The 14,231-nt window shown below is 68.7% G+C and carries 7 protein-coding genes and 1 pseudogene; 1 reads left to right on the plus strand and 7 read right to left on the minus strand.

The features are described from left to right. Nucleotides 1-22: 22 nt before the first annotated feature. The gene (locus J7I98_RS02420; protein WP_214915383.1) at nucleotides 23-541 is read left to right on the plus strand and encodes an N-acetyltransferase; all 519 of its coding nucleotides are present in this window, start codon (nucleotides 23-25) and stop codon (nucleotides 539-541) included. A 148-nt stretch (nucleotides 542-689) separates the two neighbouring features. Here the strand turns inward: J7I98_RS02420 and pulA are convergent, their stop codons facing one another. The 7 genes and pseudogenes from pulA to J7I98_RS02455 form a co-directional block, all read right to left on the minus strand. Next, nucleotides 690-6,017, minus strand: coding sequence for a pullulanase-type alpha-1,6-glucosidase (pulA, locus tag J7I98_RS02425; RefSeq protein WP_214915460.1), 5,328 nt, complete (start codon nucleotides 6,015-6,017; stop codon nucleotides 690-692). A 97-nt stretch (nucleotides 6,018-6,114) separates the two neighbouring features. Then, nucleotides 6,115-7,509: pseudogene (locus J7I98_RS02430) on the minus strand (alpha-amylase family protein); the annotation flags it as partial. Nucleotides 7,510-7,975: 466 nt separating this feature from the next. Then, nucleotides 7,976-9,013 (minus strand): LacI family DNA-binding transcriptional regulator, encoded by a 1,038-nt coding sequence (locus tag J7I98_RS02435; RefSeq protein WP_214915467.1) that lies wholly within the window; start codon nucleotides 9,011-9,013, stop codon nucleotides 7,976-7,978. Beyond that, on the minus strand, nucleotides 8,998-10,677 hold the full coding sequence (locus J7I98_RS02440; RefSeq protein ID WP_214915761.1) for a glycoside hydrolase family 13 protein: 1,680 nt from the start codon (nucleotides 10,675-10,677) through the stop codon (nucleotides 8,998-9,000). Before J7I98_RS02440 ends, J7I98_RS02435 begins: the two co-directional genes overlap by 16 nt. An 88-nt stretch (nucleotides 10,678-10,765) precedes the next feature. Then, entirely contained in the window at nucleotides 10,766-11,656 is an 891-nt protein-coding gene (locus tag J7I98_RS02445) for a carbohydrate ABC transporter permease (RefSeq protein ID WP_308377657.1), read from the minus strand. Nucleotides 11,657-11,667: 11 nt separating this feature from the next. Beyond that, nucleotides 11,668-12,678, minus strand: a complete 1,011-nt coding sequence (locus tag J7I98_RS02450; RefSeq protein ID WP_214915472.1) for a carbohydrate ABC transporter permease — start codon at nucleotides 12,676-12,678, stop codon at nucleotides 11,668-11,670. A 33-nt stretch (nucleotides 12,679-12,711) separates the two neighbouring features. Beyond that, nucleotides 12,712-13,986 carry an extracellular solute-binding protein gene (locus J7I98_RS02455; RefSeq protein ID WP_214915474.1) on the minus strand — a complete coding sequence of 425 codons (1,275 nt, stop codon included), beginning with the start codon at nucleotides 13,984-13,986 and terminating at the stop codon, nucleotides 12,712-12,714. Between the last annotated feature and the right edge of the window lie 245 nt (nucleotides 13,987-14,231).

Consider the following 14,231-nt stretch of genomic DNA (forward strand, 5'->3'; position numbering starts at 1 on the left):
CGATGGTTCTACGGTGATCGGTATGACTGCTGCACACGTGTCTTTCCGTATCGCTGACCACGATGACCTCACCGCTCTCGTCGGGCTCTACGACGGGGCTGCCCACTGGATGCGCCGCAACGGCATCGAGCAATGGCAGCCGGGGGGCAAGGACGAGGAGCACTTCGGCCTGCGGATGAAGGAGGGCGAGGTCTGGCTCGCCGAGGCGGGCGGAGGGCGCGTCGTCGGGGCGTACGAACTGTGGTGGGACGACGAGCCCGCGTGGGGCGTGCAGCCGCCGGTCGCCGGTTACGTGCACCGGCTGATGACCGACCGCACGGCCGCGCCGGCGGGACTCGGACGCGTCATGCTGGTGCAGGCCGAGCGGCGGATAGCGGAGGCGGGGCGGGAGCTGGCTCGGCTGGACTGCCTTACGTCCAATGCGCGGTTGCGTAGGTACTACGAGGGCGTCGGGTATCAGGTTGTGGGCGAGGAGCCGTGCAAGGCGGATGCGGCGGGTGGGGGTTCGTACGGCGTGACGTTGCTTGAGCGGCGGTTGTAGCGGGGGGCTCCGCCCCAGACCCCCGCTCCTCAAACGCCGGAGAGGCTGGTACTTCGGCCCGTCCGGCGTTTGAGGCCCGCGGCGGAGCCGCAAATGTCACAGCGGGAAGTGGCGGGTAGGGGAACCGCGCCGCAGGCGACCGCAGCGCCTACTCCTGGGTGAAGACCGCCACCGTCCGCCCCGGCACCGTGAACGTGCCCGTGTCCCCGGCGTACGAGGACTTCTTGACCGTCGGGTCGGAGCCGTTCGCCTGGAGTGCGTGCAGGGCATAGTCCTTGCCCGCCAAGGCGGTGACCTTCTGGGTCTGCCGGTCGGGGGTCGCGTTGAAGACCACGACCAGCTTGTCGAGCCGCATGGTGATGACGCCCGGCGTCTCGTCCTTGCCCGAGAGCGGGAAGGCCAGGCGGCTCTGGACGGCGTCCGCCGTCGACTGGCTGAACGCCCCCTCCGTGGTCCGGATCCTCAGGAGGTCCTGGTACGCGCCCGACGCGCCGTCGATCTCCGCGCAGCCAGGCGTGAGCGTCGGAGCCGTCAACAAGGGCTTCGCGTATGACCACTTGGACTTGTTGTCCGCCGCCGGCGGCAGGCCCCGGCCGAAGCCGTTGCCGTCCCGGCAGTCCCAGTGGATCGCGTTGAACCAGTCGCCGCTGTCGTACGAATTGCGGTCCAGCGACTTCGAACGCAGCAGGTCGCTCCCCGACTGGGAGAGCGCCGGGCCCTGGGAAAGCGCCGCCGTCGCCATCGCCAGTACCTGCATGCGCGCACGGTCCGCCACCGCCGTGCCGCGCGGGAGTTTGAAGGCGAGTGCGTCGTAGAGGGTTTCGTTGTCGTGGGCGTCGGCGTACGCGAGGGCGTCGCCGGGGGCCGTCGCGTAACCGGCGGGGGCGCCGTTGTAGTCGACCTCGGAGCCCTTGACCGTACGGCCGCTGGTGTCCGTGAAGGTGTACGCCGCGAGGTTGCCGGACAGGCCCACCTTGATCAGGTCCTGGTAGTGCAGCAGGCGGGACTTCTGCTCGGCCACCGTTCCGTTGGCGGGAGAGGTGTTCGGGTCCGTGTAGAGACCGGACGCGAAGCCCTGCACGCCCGGGTCCTCGTCGAACGGCCCGCCGCCGCGCACCGCGTCCCGCGCCCGGTCGGAGAAGGTCGCAATGCCCGTGCCCGCCATGTTCTTCTGCGTGGCCTGCTCGAAGCGCGCGTCGTCGGCGATCTCGCCGAAGTTCCAGCCCTCGCCGTACAGAATGATCTTCTTGCCGTCCACACCGTCGCGCGCGACCGTCAGTTCGTCGAGTGCCTTGCGGACGGCGAGGATGTTGGCCTTGGGGTGGTGGCCCATGAGGTCGAAGCGGAAGCCGTCGACCTTGTATTCGCGGGCCCAGGTCACGATCGAGTCGACCACCATCTTGCCCATCATGGCGTTCTCCGGCGCCGTGTTCGCACAGCAGGTGGAGGTGGCCACGCTGCCGTCGGCGAGCAGCCGCTGGTAGTAGCCGGGGACGATCTTGTCGAGTACGGACTTGTCGGCCTGGCCCGAGGCGACCGTGTGGTTGTAGACGACGTCCATGACCGTGCGCAGGCCGGAGTTGTTCAGGCCCTGGACCATCTGCCGGAACTCGACCGTGCGCCGCGTCCCGTCCGGGTCACTGGCGTACGAACCCTCGGGCACGGTGTAGTGCAGCGGGTCGTAGCCCCAGTTGTACGCGTCCTTCGCCGCCGCCTTCGCCACGCACGCCTGCTGCTCGTCGGAGTCGGGTGCGTAGACGGAGAGGTCGCAGGCGGGGCGCTGCTGGTCGGACTTCTTCTCGGGGATCGTGCCGATGTCGAAGACGGGGAGGAGGTGGACGTACGACGTGCCGGAACCGGCCAGCTTGTCGAGGTGCTTCATGCCCTTCGAGCCGCGGTCGGTGAAGGCCAGGTACTCACCCGGGTGCTTGGCGGTGCTGTCCGCGACGGAGAAGTCTCGGACGTGCAGCTCCTGGATCTGCGCGTCGCGCAGCGGGGTCGCGGCCGGCTTCTTGAGCGTCGACCAGCCCTTGGGGGCCAGCTTCGGGTCGGTGAGGTCGACGACGAGGCTGCGCGCCGAGTCGGCGGTGAGTGCGGTCGAGTAGGGGTCGGTGACCTTGTTGGTGACGACCTTCTGGATGCTGGGCGCCCAGACCTTCACGGCGTAGCGGTACGGCTTGCCCGCCCAGCTCCTGCTGCCGGTGACGGACCAGACGCCGGTCGCCGCGTTCCGCTTCATCCCGACGGTCTTGCCGTCGAGTTCCAGGGCCACGGACTGGGCCGTGGGTGCCCAGACGGAGAGAGTGGGCCTGCCCTTGCGGTCGAAGACCGGGCCCAGGGCCGTCTTGGTCGCCTTCGAGCCGTACAGGTCGTCCAGTACGCCCGGCAGCTGGACGCCGGTGGCCGCGAGCAGTGCGCCGTTCGCCGCGCGCTGGGTGGCGATGATCTGGCCGCGCAGGGATGCGCGGACCCGGTCGCGGTCGCGCGGGTCGACGGTGAAGGCCGGGTAGTCCTTGAGGTGCGGGTACTTGGCCTTCTGCGCGTCGGTGAGGGTGGACGGGCCGAGGCGCAGCCACCGGCCCTCGTCCGAGAGCGCGCCGTCGACGACCGAGATGCCGCCTTCGGGTGCGTACACGAGCTGCTGACTGGTGGCCTCGGTGGCCTTGACCTTCCAGACGACCGTGTCGGCGTCGATCCACTGGGCCTCGGCCTTGGTCGGATCGAGCGTGGCCGCGCCGCCGGTCTGCGGCAGCAGGTACTTGGGCTGCCCGGCGAGCATCCACACCTCGTGGCCGTAGGTGGCGAGGTCGAGGGACTGGTCGCTCGGGAGGTCCTTCTCGTCGCCCTTGTGCAGGATGTAGCTGAGCGAGGTGGCGCCGGAGGCGAGCGGGACCTCGAAAGTCGCGCCGTACGCGTCCTTCTTCACCGGCATCAGCGGCTTCGACCAGTCGGTCGGGTCCTTGGCGCCGGTCCAGGTGTGCAGGCCCCATCCGTCGTAGTCGCCGTCGGCCCGCTGGTAGTGCAGGACGGCCTTGGTCTTGTCCTGGGGCGGGTAGGCGCCTTCGGGAGCCTTGGCCGCCTGTCCTTCCTTGCCCTGCTCGATCCAGACCTCGCCGGTCTTGCCGAGGTCGACGGTGCGCTGCGGGCCGTCGGCCGTGCCGTTCTTCTCGACGGTGTACGGGAAGGAGCCCGCGCCCTCGGCGAGTTTGATCCATGCGAAGGCGCCGTAGGCGTCGCGGCCGGTGAAGGCGGCTTCCTTGTCGCCGCCGGACTTGAGCTGCCAGCCGTCGTAGTCGCCGTCGGCGCGCTTGTAGTGGACGACGGCGTAGTCGCGCTCGACGGCGGTCGGCCTGTCGGGCGCGGGGGCCCGGCCCGCCGTCGTCGAGGCGACGGCGCTAGCGGTGCGCCCGGCACTGTCCACCACAACTGCCTTGTACCGCAAGGCGGTTCCGGCCGCTACGCCGCCGTCCAGATGCTGGGTGACCTTGTACGGGGCGTGGTCGGCGGAGCCGAGGGTCCGCCACTTGCCATTGCCGGTCTGGGCGGCGAAGACGACACGGTTGAGCTGCCCGCCGTCGGTGTCCGCGCTGATCTCGACGGTGCCGGTGGCGCCGGTGGCAGGGGCCTTGAGGGTGATGGCCGGCTTGGCGGCGGGGGCGGGGAGGGGCTCGGTGGCCTGGAGTACGACGCTGGAAAGCGCGGGCACGGTGACCTTGATCTTGCGGTCGGCGTCGCTGCGTACCGTGTCGGAATCGCCGTACAGGGTACGGAAGCCGGTGTTCGCCGAGCCTGTCGTCAGCTCTACGGTCTTCGGCTCGGGACCGTTGTTCACGGCGACGACGTACTCGGTCCTGCCCTTGGCGTCCGTACGGGAGAAGGCGTACACAGAGCCTTCGGCGTGCAGCTGCTGCTGTACGCCGTCCCTGAGGGCGGGGTGGTCCTTCGTGAGCTCGGACAGCTTCGCGATGGACCGGTAGATGGGGTGCTCCGTGTCGTACGCGTCGGAGGCGTGCGTACGGTCCGTGCCGAGCTGGTCGTCGTCCAGATAGTCCGCGGTCTTCGACGCGAAGAGCGTCTGGCGGGCGTCCTTGTCGCCGCCCGCGCCCGTGAAGCCCTGCTCGTCGCCGTAGTAGACGACCGGGTTGCCGCGCGAGAAGAACATCAGCTCATTGGCGAGGCGCGCGCGCTTCAGCAGCTCGGCGTCTTCGGCCTTCGGGTTGTCCTGCTTGAGGAAGGTCCCGATGCGGCCCATGTCGTGGTTTCCGGTGAAGGAGACCTGCTCGTAGGCGTTGGCCTTGTCGGTGGTGTAGCGGTAGTCGTCGCCGAAGACCTTGGCGAGCCTGCTCGCCGCCGCGCCCTGGGAGGCGTACGCGCGGGTCGCGTCCTGGAGCGGGAAGTCGAGGGTCGAGTCGAGGCGGCCGCGCGTGACGTAGGGCGAAGTGACCTGCGGGTCGGCGGAGTAGACCTCGCCGAACATGAAGAAGTCGTCGCGACCGTGCTTGGCGGCGTACGCATCGAGGGCGGTCGCCCATTCGGTCCAGAAGTCCAGGTCCACGTGCTTCACGGTGTCGATGCGGAAACCGTCGATGTCGAAGTCACGGACCCACTTCTGGTAGATCTCCGCCATGCCGTCGACGACTTCGGGGCGCTCGGTCCACAGGTCGTCGAGCCCGGCGAAGTCGCCGTACTCGGAGCTTTCGCCCGCGAAGGTGGAGTCGCCGCGGTTGTGGTACATCGTGGGGTCGTTGAGCCAGGCCGGGACCTTCTTCTCGGCCTCGGTCTGTCGTTTCGGCGTGTACGGGAAGGTGTCGGCGTCGACCTCGGAGATGCCCTCGCGGTCGTCGAAGGGCCTGCCGGACTTGTCGAGGTAGGGGTACGCGCCCTTGGGGCGGTAGCCGTACTTCTTCTCGGCGTAGTCGACGGTGTCGGCGGTGTGGTTCGTGATGACGTCGAAGAAGACCTTCATGCCCTTGGCGTGGGCCTTGTCGATCAGCTTTTCCAGGTCCGCGTTGGTGCCGAAGTGGGGGTCGACCTGGGTGAAGTCGGTGATCCAGTAGCCGTGGTAGGCGGCTGAGGCGTCCTTGCCGGTGCCCTGTACCGGTTTGTTCTTGAAGATCGGTGCCATCCAGATGGAGGTGGTACCGAGGTTCTTGATGTAGTCGAGCTTTTCGGTGAGGCCCTTGAGGTCGCCTCCCTGGTAGAAGCCCTTGTCGGAGGGGTCGTAGCCCGTCTCCAGGCGTGAGCCGGTGAGGCCGCCGCGGTCGTTGGCGGTGTCGCCGTTCGCGAACCGGTCGGGCAGTACGAAGTAGAACTGCTCCCGGGTCAGGTCGTGCCGCGCGGGCGTGGCGGCGAGAGCTCTGTCCGACGGCGGGGCCGGCGGCTTCGCGGCGGCGGATGCCGTTGCGGCTGCGGGCGGCGCGGGTATGAGCGCTGCGAACAGGGCGGCCGCGATGGCTGCGCCGGCTCTGCTGGGCATTTGACGTGGTCTCCTTCGTCGGAGGGTTGCGTTGGTGTTGGAGTGGGTGGGGGAAAGCGCCGCAGGCAGCCCGCACCTGCGACGCCCCCGGGGATCAACCCGCGTTACATGTCCGCGCATTCACATGCAGCGCAACCGCCGTGTTCGCGCCGAGCGTGGCCGTGAACTGGCCGGAGCCGTTGACCGTCACCGCCCTGTTGTTCTGCACGTCGCAGTACGTGCCGGCCGCCAGCGACGTCTGGAACGTACGGGTCAGCGACGAGCCCTCGTGGTTGATCGCGACGTACGCCTTGTCGCCCCGCCCGAACGCGATCTGGTCGCCGCCGTTGTCCCACCAGTTCGTGACGCCCTGACCGCGCGCCACGTTCCGGAAGCCGACCATGCTCTTGATCTCGGGCCAGTTGTGCTGGCACTTCCACCCGTCGCTCCAGCACGCGTTCACCGTCCCGCCGTTGGGCGGCCCGGCGTCCTTGTCCGACCATTCGTAGCCGGAGTGGACGTCGGGCGAGCCGTAGGGCCAGGCCAGCATGAAGACGTTGGCCAGCGTGTAGTTCGCGCCGTCCTTGTAGTTGAGGGTGTCGCCGCCGCGCTCGGTGTCGTGGTTGTCCACGAAGACGGCGGACTTGCCGCTCTCCATGTAGCCCCAGCCCTCGCCGTAGTTCTTCAGATAGGCCAGGTTCTCCTGGTTGAAGACGCGCTTGAGGTCGCGGGCGTACCGGAACTCCTGCACATCGCCCGAGCCGAGGTACTCGCTCGGCGAGACCGCCTCCCCCGCGCCGTAGATCGCCTCCTGCTTCCAGTACACGCCCGGATTGCTCAGCCGGGACTTGATATTGGCGAGGTCGGCGGCCGGCATGTGCTTGGCCGCGTCGATGCGGAAGCCGTCGACGCCCAACGACAGAAGGTCGTTCAGGTACGTTGCGATCCGGCCGCGTACGTAGTCCTCGCCCGTGTCGAGGTCGGCGAGGCCGACCAGCTCGCAGTTCTGGACGTTGGCGCGGTCGCCGTAGTTGCTGCCTATCTGGCTGCGGCAGTCGTCCATGTCGGCGCCCGAGTAGGTGCCCGGGTAGTTGTACTTCTCGTACGACGAGCCGCCGGTACCCGTCCCGCCGGCCGACGCCATGTGGTTGATGACGCTGTCGGCGATGACCTTGACGCCCGCCCCGTGGCAGGCGTTGACCATGTTCGCGAACGCGGTGCGGTCACCGAGCCGTCCCGCGATCTTGTAGCTCACGGGCTGGTACGAGGTCCACCACTGGCTGCCCTGGATGTGCTCCTGGGGCGGGGAGACCTGGACGTAGCCGTAGCCGGCCGGTCCGAGTGTCCGGGTGCACTCCGTGGCGACCGAGTCGAACTTCCACTCGAAGAGGACGGCGGTGACGTCCTTCTCGCCCGGCGGTGCGGCCTGTGCGGTGCCGGTGGACGCCACGAGGACGGCTCCTCCGGCCGTGAGGGCGAGGGCGAGCGCGGCAGAGAATGGTCTGCGGGCCATATTTCCTCCTGCATGGGGGGAGGTGCGGGTGCGACGGTGCAGCCTCGCGCGGCAACGCGCCTTGCCCTCAAGGCTTGAATGTTCTTGCAGCAATAGTTGAAAACTTGCCGCGGGGCAGACCGTACGAGCCCTCACCAGCGGGGTCAACCCTTGCGACACACTCCGCTAACCTGCGGGAAATCTTGCGGATTGGCGGCAGATTTCTTCTTGCAATCTCTTTCGCAAGTACTTGCGGAGCTGTTACGTTCTTCCCGGCTCCGGCTCGGCCGGCCGGGGGTCCCGGCACGTCCGGGCCCCACGCGCCCGTCCGGTCGGGCCGGGTACGACAGGGGCTCCCCGGACCATCGATTCCCCGCGGCCCGACCTGGGCGGGTCCGGGGCTCCCCCTGCCGCCCCCGACCCGCCCCCGGCCTCTCGCAGAACTCCGGCCTCTCGCCGAAGCTCCCCGCTGCGTCCGCTACATCCGCTACGCGCGCGCCGGCGCGGTGGAGCCCCGTACCACCAGCTCCGGCTGGAAGACGTACTCCGTGCGCTGCACCGGATTGCCGCCGATCTCCTCCAGCAGCGCACCCACCGCGGCCGTCGCCATCGCCTGCACCGGCTGGCGCACCGTGGTCAGCGGCGGGTCGGTGAAGGCGATCAGCTGCGAGTCGTCGAAGCCCACCACCGAGACGTCGTCGGGCACTTCCAGCCCGCGCCCGCGCGCCGCGCGCACCACTCCGAGCGCCATCATGTCGCTGCCGCAGACAATGCCCGTGCACCCGCTGTCCAGCAGCGCGCCCGCCGCCACCTGGCCGCCCTCGACGCTGAACAGCGTGTGCTGGACGGCCAGTTCGGCCTCCTCGCGGGGCACCCGCAGCACGCTGCCGAGCGCGTCGACGAAGCCCTCCCGCTTGCGGCGGGAGGGGACGTACCGCTGCGGGCCGACCGCCAGGCCGATGCGCTCGTGGCCCAGGTCGGCGAGATGTCCGACCGCCATGCGCATCGCCGCGTGGTCGTCGGGCGACACGAAGGGCGCGCTGATCGCCTCGTTGTAGCCGTTGATCAGGACGTACGGGACCCCGCGCGCGGCCAGCGCGGCGTACCGCGCGGGGTCGGTCGACAGGTCGGCGTGCAGCCCGGACAGGAAGACGATGCCGCCCACGCCGCGCGCCACGAGCTGGTCGACCAGTTCGTCCTCCGTGGCGCCGCCCGGAAGCTGGGTGCACAGCACGGGCGTATAGCCGTGCCCGGCCAGCACCTGCTCGATGACCTGGGCGAACGCCGGAAAAATGGGGTTGGTCAGCTCGGGCGTCACCAGGCCTACCAGGCCCGCACTGCGCTGCCGCAGCCGTACGGGCCGCTCGTAGCCCAGCACGTCGAGCGCCACGAGCACCCGCTGACGCGTGGTGTCCGCGACGCCCGGCTTGCCGTTCAGCACCCGGCTCACGGTGGCCTCACTGACACAGGCGTGCTCCGCGATGTGCGCCAGCCGGGGCGCGGGGACGGTCACACCGTCCACCACACCGTGGTGTCCGCAGGCAGTTCGAAGTCGCCCTCGCCGACAGTCACTTCGGCGCTGGCGAGGAGGAGACGCCCGGGGGCCGGGATACGTACCTGGGTGCCCGTCGTGTTGACCGTGCAGACGAAACCCTCGCGCGCGAAGGCCACAACGCCGTCGGGGGCGTCCAGCCACGACACGTCCGTGCCCGCGCCCAGACCGGGGTGCTCGCGGCGCACGGCCAGCGCGGAGCGGTACAGCTCCAGGGTCGAGGCCGGGTCTCCGGTCTGCGTCTCGACGCTCAGCCCGGCCCAGGACTCCGGCTGCGGAAGCCAGCTTCCGCCCGCCCCGAAGCCGTACGACGGACCCTCGGCCGTCCACGGAATCGGGACACGGCAGCCGTCGCGGAAGCCGTCCTGGCCCTCCGCACGGAAGAAGGACGGGTCCTGGCGGGCCTCGTCGGGCAGGTCGGTGACGTCGGGCAGGCCGAGCTCCTCGCCCTGGTAGACGTACGCCGATCCGGGCAGCGCCAGCATCAGCAGCGACGCGGCGCGGGCGCGGCGCAGGCCGAGCTCGCGGTCGCCCGCCGTGCGCAACTGGGTGCCGAGCCCGGCCGGGTTGGCGAACCGGGTCGCGTGCCGCGTCACGTCGTGGTTGGACAGCACCCAGGTGGCGGGTGCGCCGACCGGGCGCATCGCGGCGAGGGAGACGTCGATGACCTCGCGCAGTGCGGCGGCGTCCCAGTCGGTGCCGAGGTACTGGAAGTTGAAGGCCTGGTGCAGCTCGTCGGGGCGTACGTAGTTGGCCGTACGCTCCACGGTCGGGGTCCACGCCTCGGCGACGCCTATGCGCTCGCCCGGGTACTCGTCGAGGATCTGCCGCCAGGAGCGGTAGATCTCGTGGACACCGTCCTGGTCGAAGAACGGCATGACGTCATTGCCGAGGAGCTTGAGCTGGTCGTGGCTGCCGAGGTCGGGCAGTCCTTCCGCCTTGACCAGGCCGTGTGCGACGTCGATACGGAAGCCGTCGACGCCCATGTCGAGCCAGAAGCGGAGGATGGAGCGGAACTCGTCGGCGACGGCCGGGTTCTCCCAGTTGAAGTCGGGCTGCTCGGGGGCGAAGAGGTGCAGGTACCAGTCGCCGGGCGTGCCGTCCGGGTCGGTCGTACGGGTCCAGGCGGGGCCGCCGAAGATGGACTCCCAGTCGTTCGGGGGGAGTTCGCCGTCCTCGCCCTTGCCGGGCCTGAAGTGGTAGCGGTCGCGCAGGGCGGAGCCGGGGCCCTCCTTCAGCGCGCGCTTGAACCACTCGTGCTGGTCGGAGGAGTGGTTGGGCACCAGGTCGACGATGATGCGCAGGCCCAGCTCGTGGGCGTCGCGGATCAGTGCGTCGGCGTCGAGGAGGGTGCCGAACATGGGGTCGATGGCCCGGTAGTCGGCGACGTCGTAACCGGCGTCGGCCTGCGGGGATGCGTAGAAGGGGCTGAGCCAGACGGCGTCGACGCCGAGCTCCTTGAGATACGGGAGCCGGCGGCGTACTCCTTCGAGATCGCCCATGCCGTCGCCGTTGCCGTCGGCGAAGCTGCGCGGATAGACCTGGTAGATCACCGCGTCCCGCCACCAGCCGGTGCACCGGTTTCCAATGGTGGGGGCACTGGTGGAGGCGGTGGGAGCAGCGAGGTGCTGGGTCATGTCGTCCCTGGAAGTCATGGGGTGGGAGCGGCGCCGGTGTGGGGTGCGGCCCGGCGCCGCCGACTGGCTGTACGCGGGTGGGAGGGCGTCAGCCCTTGGTGGCGCCCGCTGTCATTCCGGCCACCAGATGGCGCTGCACGAAGACGAAGACGACGGCGGCCGGGACGGCGATGAGCACGGAGGCCGCGGTCATCGGGCCCCACTGGGCGCCGTACTGGTTGACGAACTTCTGCAGACCGCCGGCGAGGGTCAGGTTCTCGTCGCCGACCATGAAGGCGGAGGCGTACGCCACTTCGCCCCAGGCGGTGATGAAGGAGTAGAACGCGGTCACGGCGAGGCCCGGCTTGGCGAGCGGCAGGATCAGCCGCCAGAAGGTGCCGAAGGGGTTGAGCCCGTCGACGCGGCCCGACTCGTCGATCTCCTGCGGGATGGTGTCGAAGAAGCCCTTCATCATCCAGGCGCAGAACGGCACCGCGATGGTGAGGTACGTGATGACCAGGCCCGCGGGCTGATTGAGCAGGCCCATCTTCGACATGATGTTGTAGATCGGCACGATGAGGACGGCGACCGGGAACATCTGGGTGATCAGCAGCGTCCACATCAGCGGCTTCATGCCGGGGAAGCGGAAGCGGCTGACGGCGTAGCCGGTGGTGGCCGAGACGAAGACGCCGAGGACCGTGGTGAGGCCTGCGACGAGCAGCGAGTTGCCGAACCAGGTGAGGAACGGGGTGTCGTTCAGCAGGTTCGTGTAGTTCGCGAGCGTCGTCTCTTTGAAGAACGCCGTCGTCGATGCGTGCTTGGCGGGCTTGAGCGAGGTCAGCAGGACCCACAGCACCGGGAAGACCGCGATCACGGACGTCACGATGAGCGTGGCGTGCAGGCCGAAGGAGGCGAGCGGCGAGCGCTCGCCGCGCGGGCGGACCCGGCCGGCGCGGCGCGAGGGCTTGCCTGCGGTGTTCTTCGCTGCGGTGTTCTGCACTGCGGTGGTGGTCACCAGACTTCTCCCTGCTTGCGGAGGGCTCGCCGGTAGACCGCGGCGAAGACCATCAGGAGGATCAGGATCAGTACGCCCCAGGTGGAGGACATCGCGAAGTCGCGGGGGCTGATCTCGAAGGAGAATTTGTACGCCTGGGTGACCAGGATCTGGGTGGCCTCGCCGGGTCCGCCGCGGGTGAGCAGGAAGATCACCGGGAACATGTTGAACGTCCAGATGGTGCTCAGCAGGACCACGGTGGAGCTGACCGAGCGCAGCCCGGGCATGGTGATGTGGCGGAACCGCTGCCAGGCGCTCGCCCCGTCCATCTCGGCGGCTTCGTACAGCTCACCGGGGATGGACTGGAGGCCGCCGAGGAGGGCGACCATCATGAACGGCACGCCGAGCCAGACGTTGACCACGATGACCGCGAACTTGGCCCAGGTCGGGTCGTTGAGCCACGGCACCGCGTCGATGCCGCCGCCCGCGAGGAGCTTGTTGAGCAGGCCGCGGTCCTCGTTGTAGAGGAAGCGCCAGGCGAAGACCGACACGAAGCCGGGCACGGCCCAGGGCAGGATCAGCATCATGCGGTACGCGGAGCGTCCCGCGATCCTGCGATTGAGCATGTTGGCCAGGGTCAGGCCGAGTACGAAGGTGACGGAAACGCAGGAGACCGTCCACACCAGGGTCCAGCCGAGGGTCGACAGGAACTGGTTGCCGGTGAGGGCGTCGGTGTAGTTGTCCAGCCCCACGAACTTGTAGGTCGCGGGCAGGTGATTGACCCCGATGGACCGCTCGACGTTGCGCTCGTTGGCGTCGGTCATCGACAGATAGATTCCGCGACCGAGCGGATAGCCGATGATCACGCCGATCACGATCACCACGGGGGCGATCATGGTCCAGGCGTACCAGTGGACCGAGACGGCCCGGCGGAACCTGCCGGGCGGTTTTCCAGCGCCGCGGCTCCGGCCGCGGGCGACATTGTCGCCCGCGGCCTTCGCCACCGACTGGCTGGTGTGGACAGCCATCAGCCGGCCTCCTGCCTTCCTGTCACTTCTTGCTTACTTCCAGCCCTTGAGGAGCTTCCGGTAGGAGTCGCCGGTGGCCTTGGCGCCCTTCTCCGGGGTGGTCTGGCCGGTGAGGACCTTGGTGTACTCGGTCTTCAGCGGCTCGAAGAGACTGCCGGTCTCCGGGATCCAGGGGCGCTCGACGGCCTTGTCGACGACGGGCTTGAAGAAGCCGACGATGTGGTTGCCGGACACGTCGGGCTGGGAGTACACGGAGGTGCGCGTCGGGAGCAGGTTGAGCTCCTTGGCGACCAGGGCCTGGCTCGTGGCGGAGGTCATGTACTCGCTGAAGGCGTACGAGGCGTCCAGGTTCTTGGAGCCCGCGTAGACCGCGAGGTTGTGGCCGCCCTGCGGGGCGCCCTGTCCGGCGGAGCCGGCCGGCACCGTGGTGATGCCCAGGTTGGCCTTGTCCTTGAATTCCTTGCCGGCGAAGGTGTCGGCGACGGCCCACGGGCCGTTGATCATCATGGCGGCCTTGCCGTCCTTGAAGGACGCCTGCATGTTCTCCCACCCGTCGGTGGCGTCGGTCTTGGCTGCACCGGAGTCGACGAGGTCCTTGACGACCTTGAGCGCCTTGACGCCGGGCTCCTGGTCGACCGTGACGGTCTTCTTCTTGGCGTCGACCAGGTCGCCGCCCTCGCCGTAGAGGAAGGACAGGAACCAGTACGCGTCGTCGCCGCGCAGGTAGAGGCCGGTCTTGCCGGTCTTGTCCTTGATCTTCTTCGAGACGGTCTTCAGCTCGTCGATGGTCTGGGGGACCTTGACGCCGGCCTCCTTGAAGATCTTCTCGTTGTAGAAGAGACCCATGGAGTCGATGACCTGGGGCACCGCGTACGTCTTGCCGTTGTACTTGGTGCTGGCCGCGGCCTGCCCGAGGAAGTCCTTCTCGTTCTTCAGGGCGGTGGTGCCGTCCAGCGGGGCGAGGTAGCCGAGGTCGGCGAACTGCGGGGTCCAGGCGACCTCGGCGCGGATCACGTCGGGGGCGCCGGAGCCGGACTGGGCGGCGTTCTTGAACTTGTTCTGGGCCTCACCGAACGGAACGTTGACGTACTTGACGTCGACGTCCGGGTGCTTCTTCTCGAAGCCCTCGGCCAGCTTCTTGAAGACCTTGTCCTCACTGCCGACGGTCGAGGTGTCCCACCAGGTGACTGTGCCGGACAGCTTGCCCGAGCTCTTCTTCTCACCGCTGTCACCACTGTCGCCACCGCAAGCCGTCGCCGCGAGCGCCAGGGTCGCGACCAGGGCGGTGGCCGCTATGCCACGTCGCATCTGAACTCCTTCAACTGCCGAACCGCTCCGTCGCGGCGCCGGGTCGTCGAGGAACGTAACAAGGATGAAAGAAGACCGAAAGACCTTGCGAAGATTTTCCGCAAGACCAGCCGATCGTTACATCGGCGTGTCCTCACGGTTGCCGTCCTACCCCTTGTCAGGCAGGCCACAGGCGCTCTCACGGCCTTGCCGGGGACCCTGCAAGCACTACCGCAAGGACTTGCAGGACTGTTACTTTCGTAGGG

Source organism: Streptomyces sp. ISL-98 (assembly GCF_018614055.1).
Lineage (GTDB): Bacteria > Actinomycetota > Actinomycetes > Streptomycetales > Streptomycetaceae > Streptomyces > Streptomyces spiramyceticus.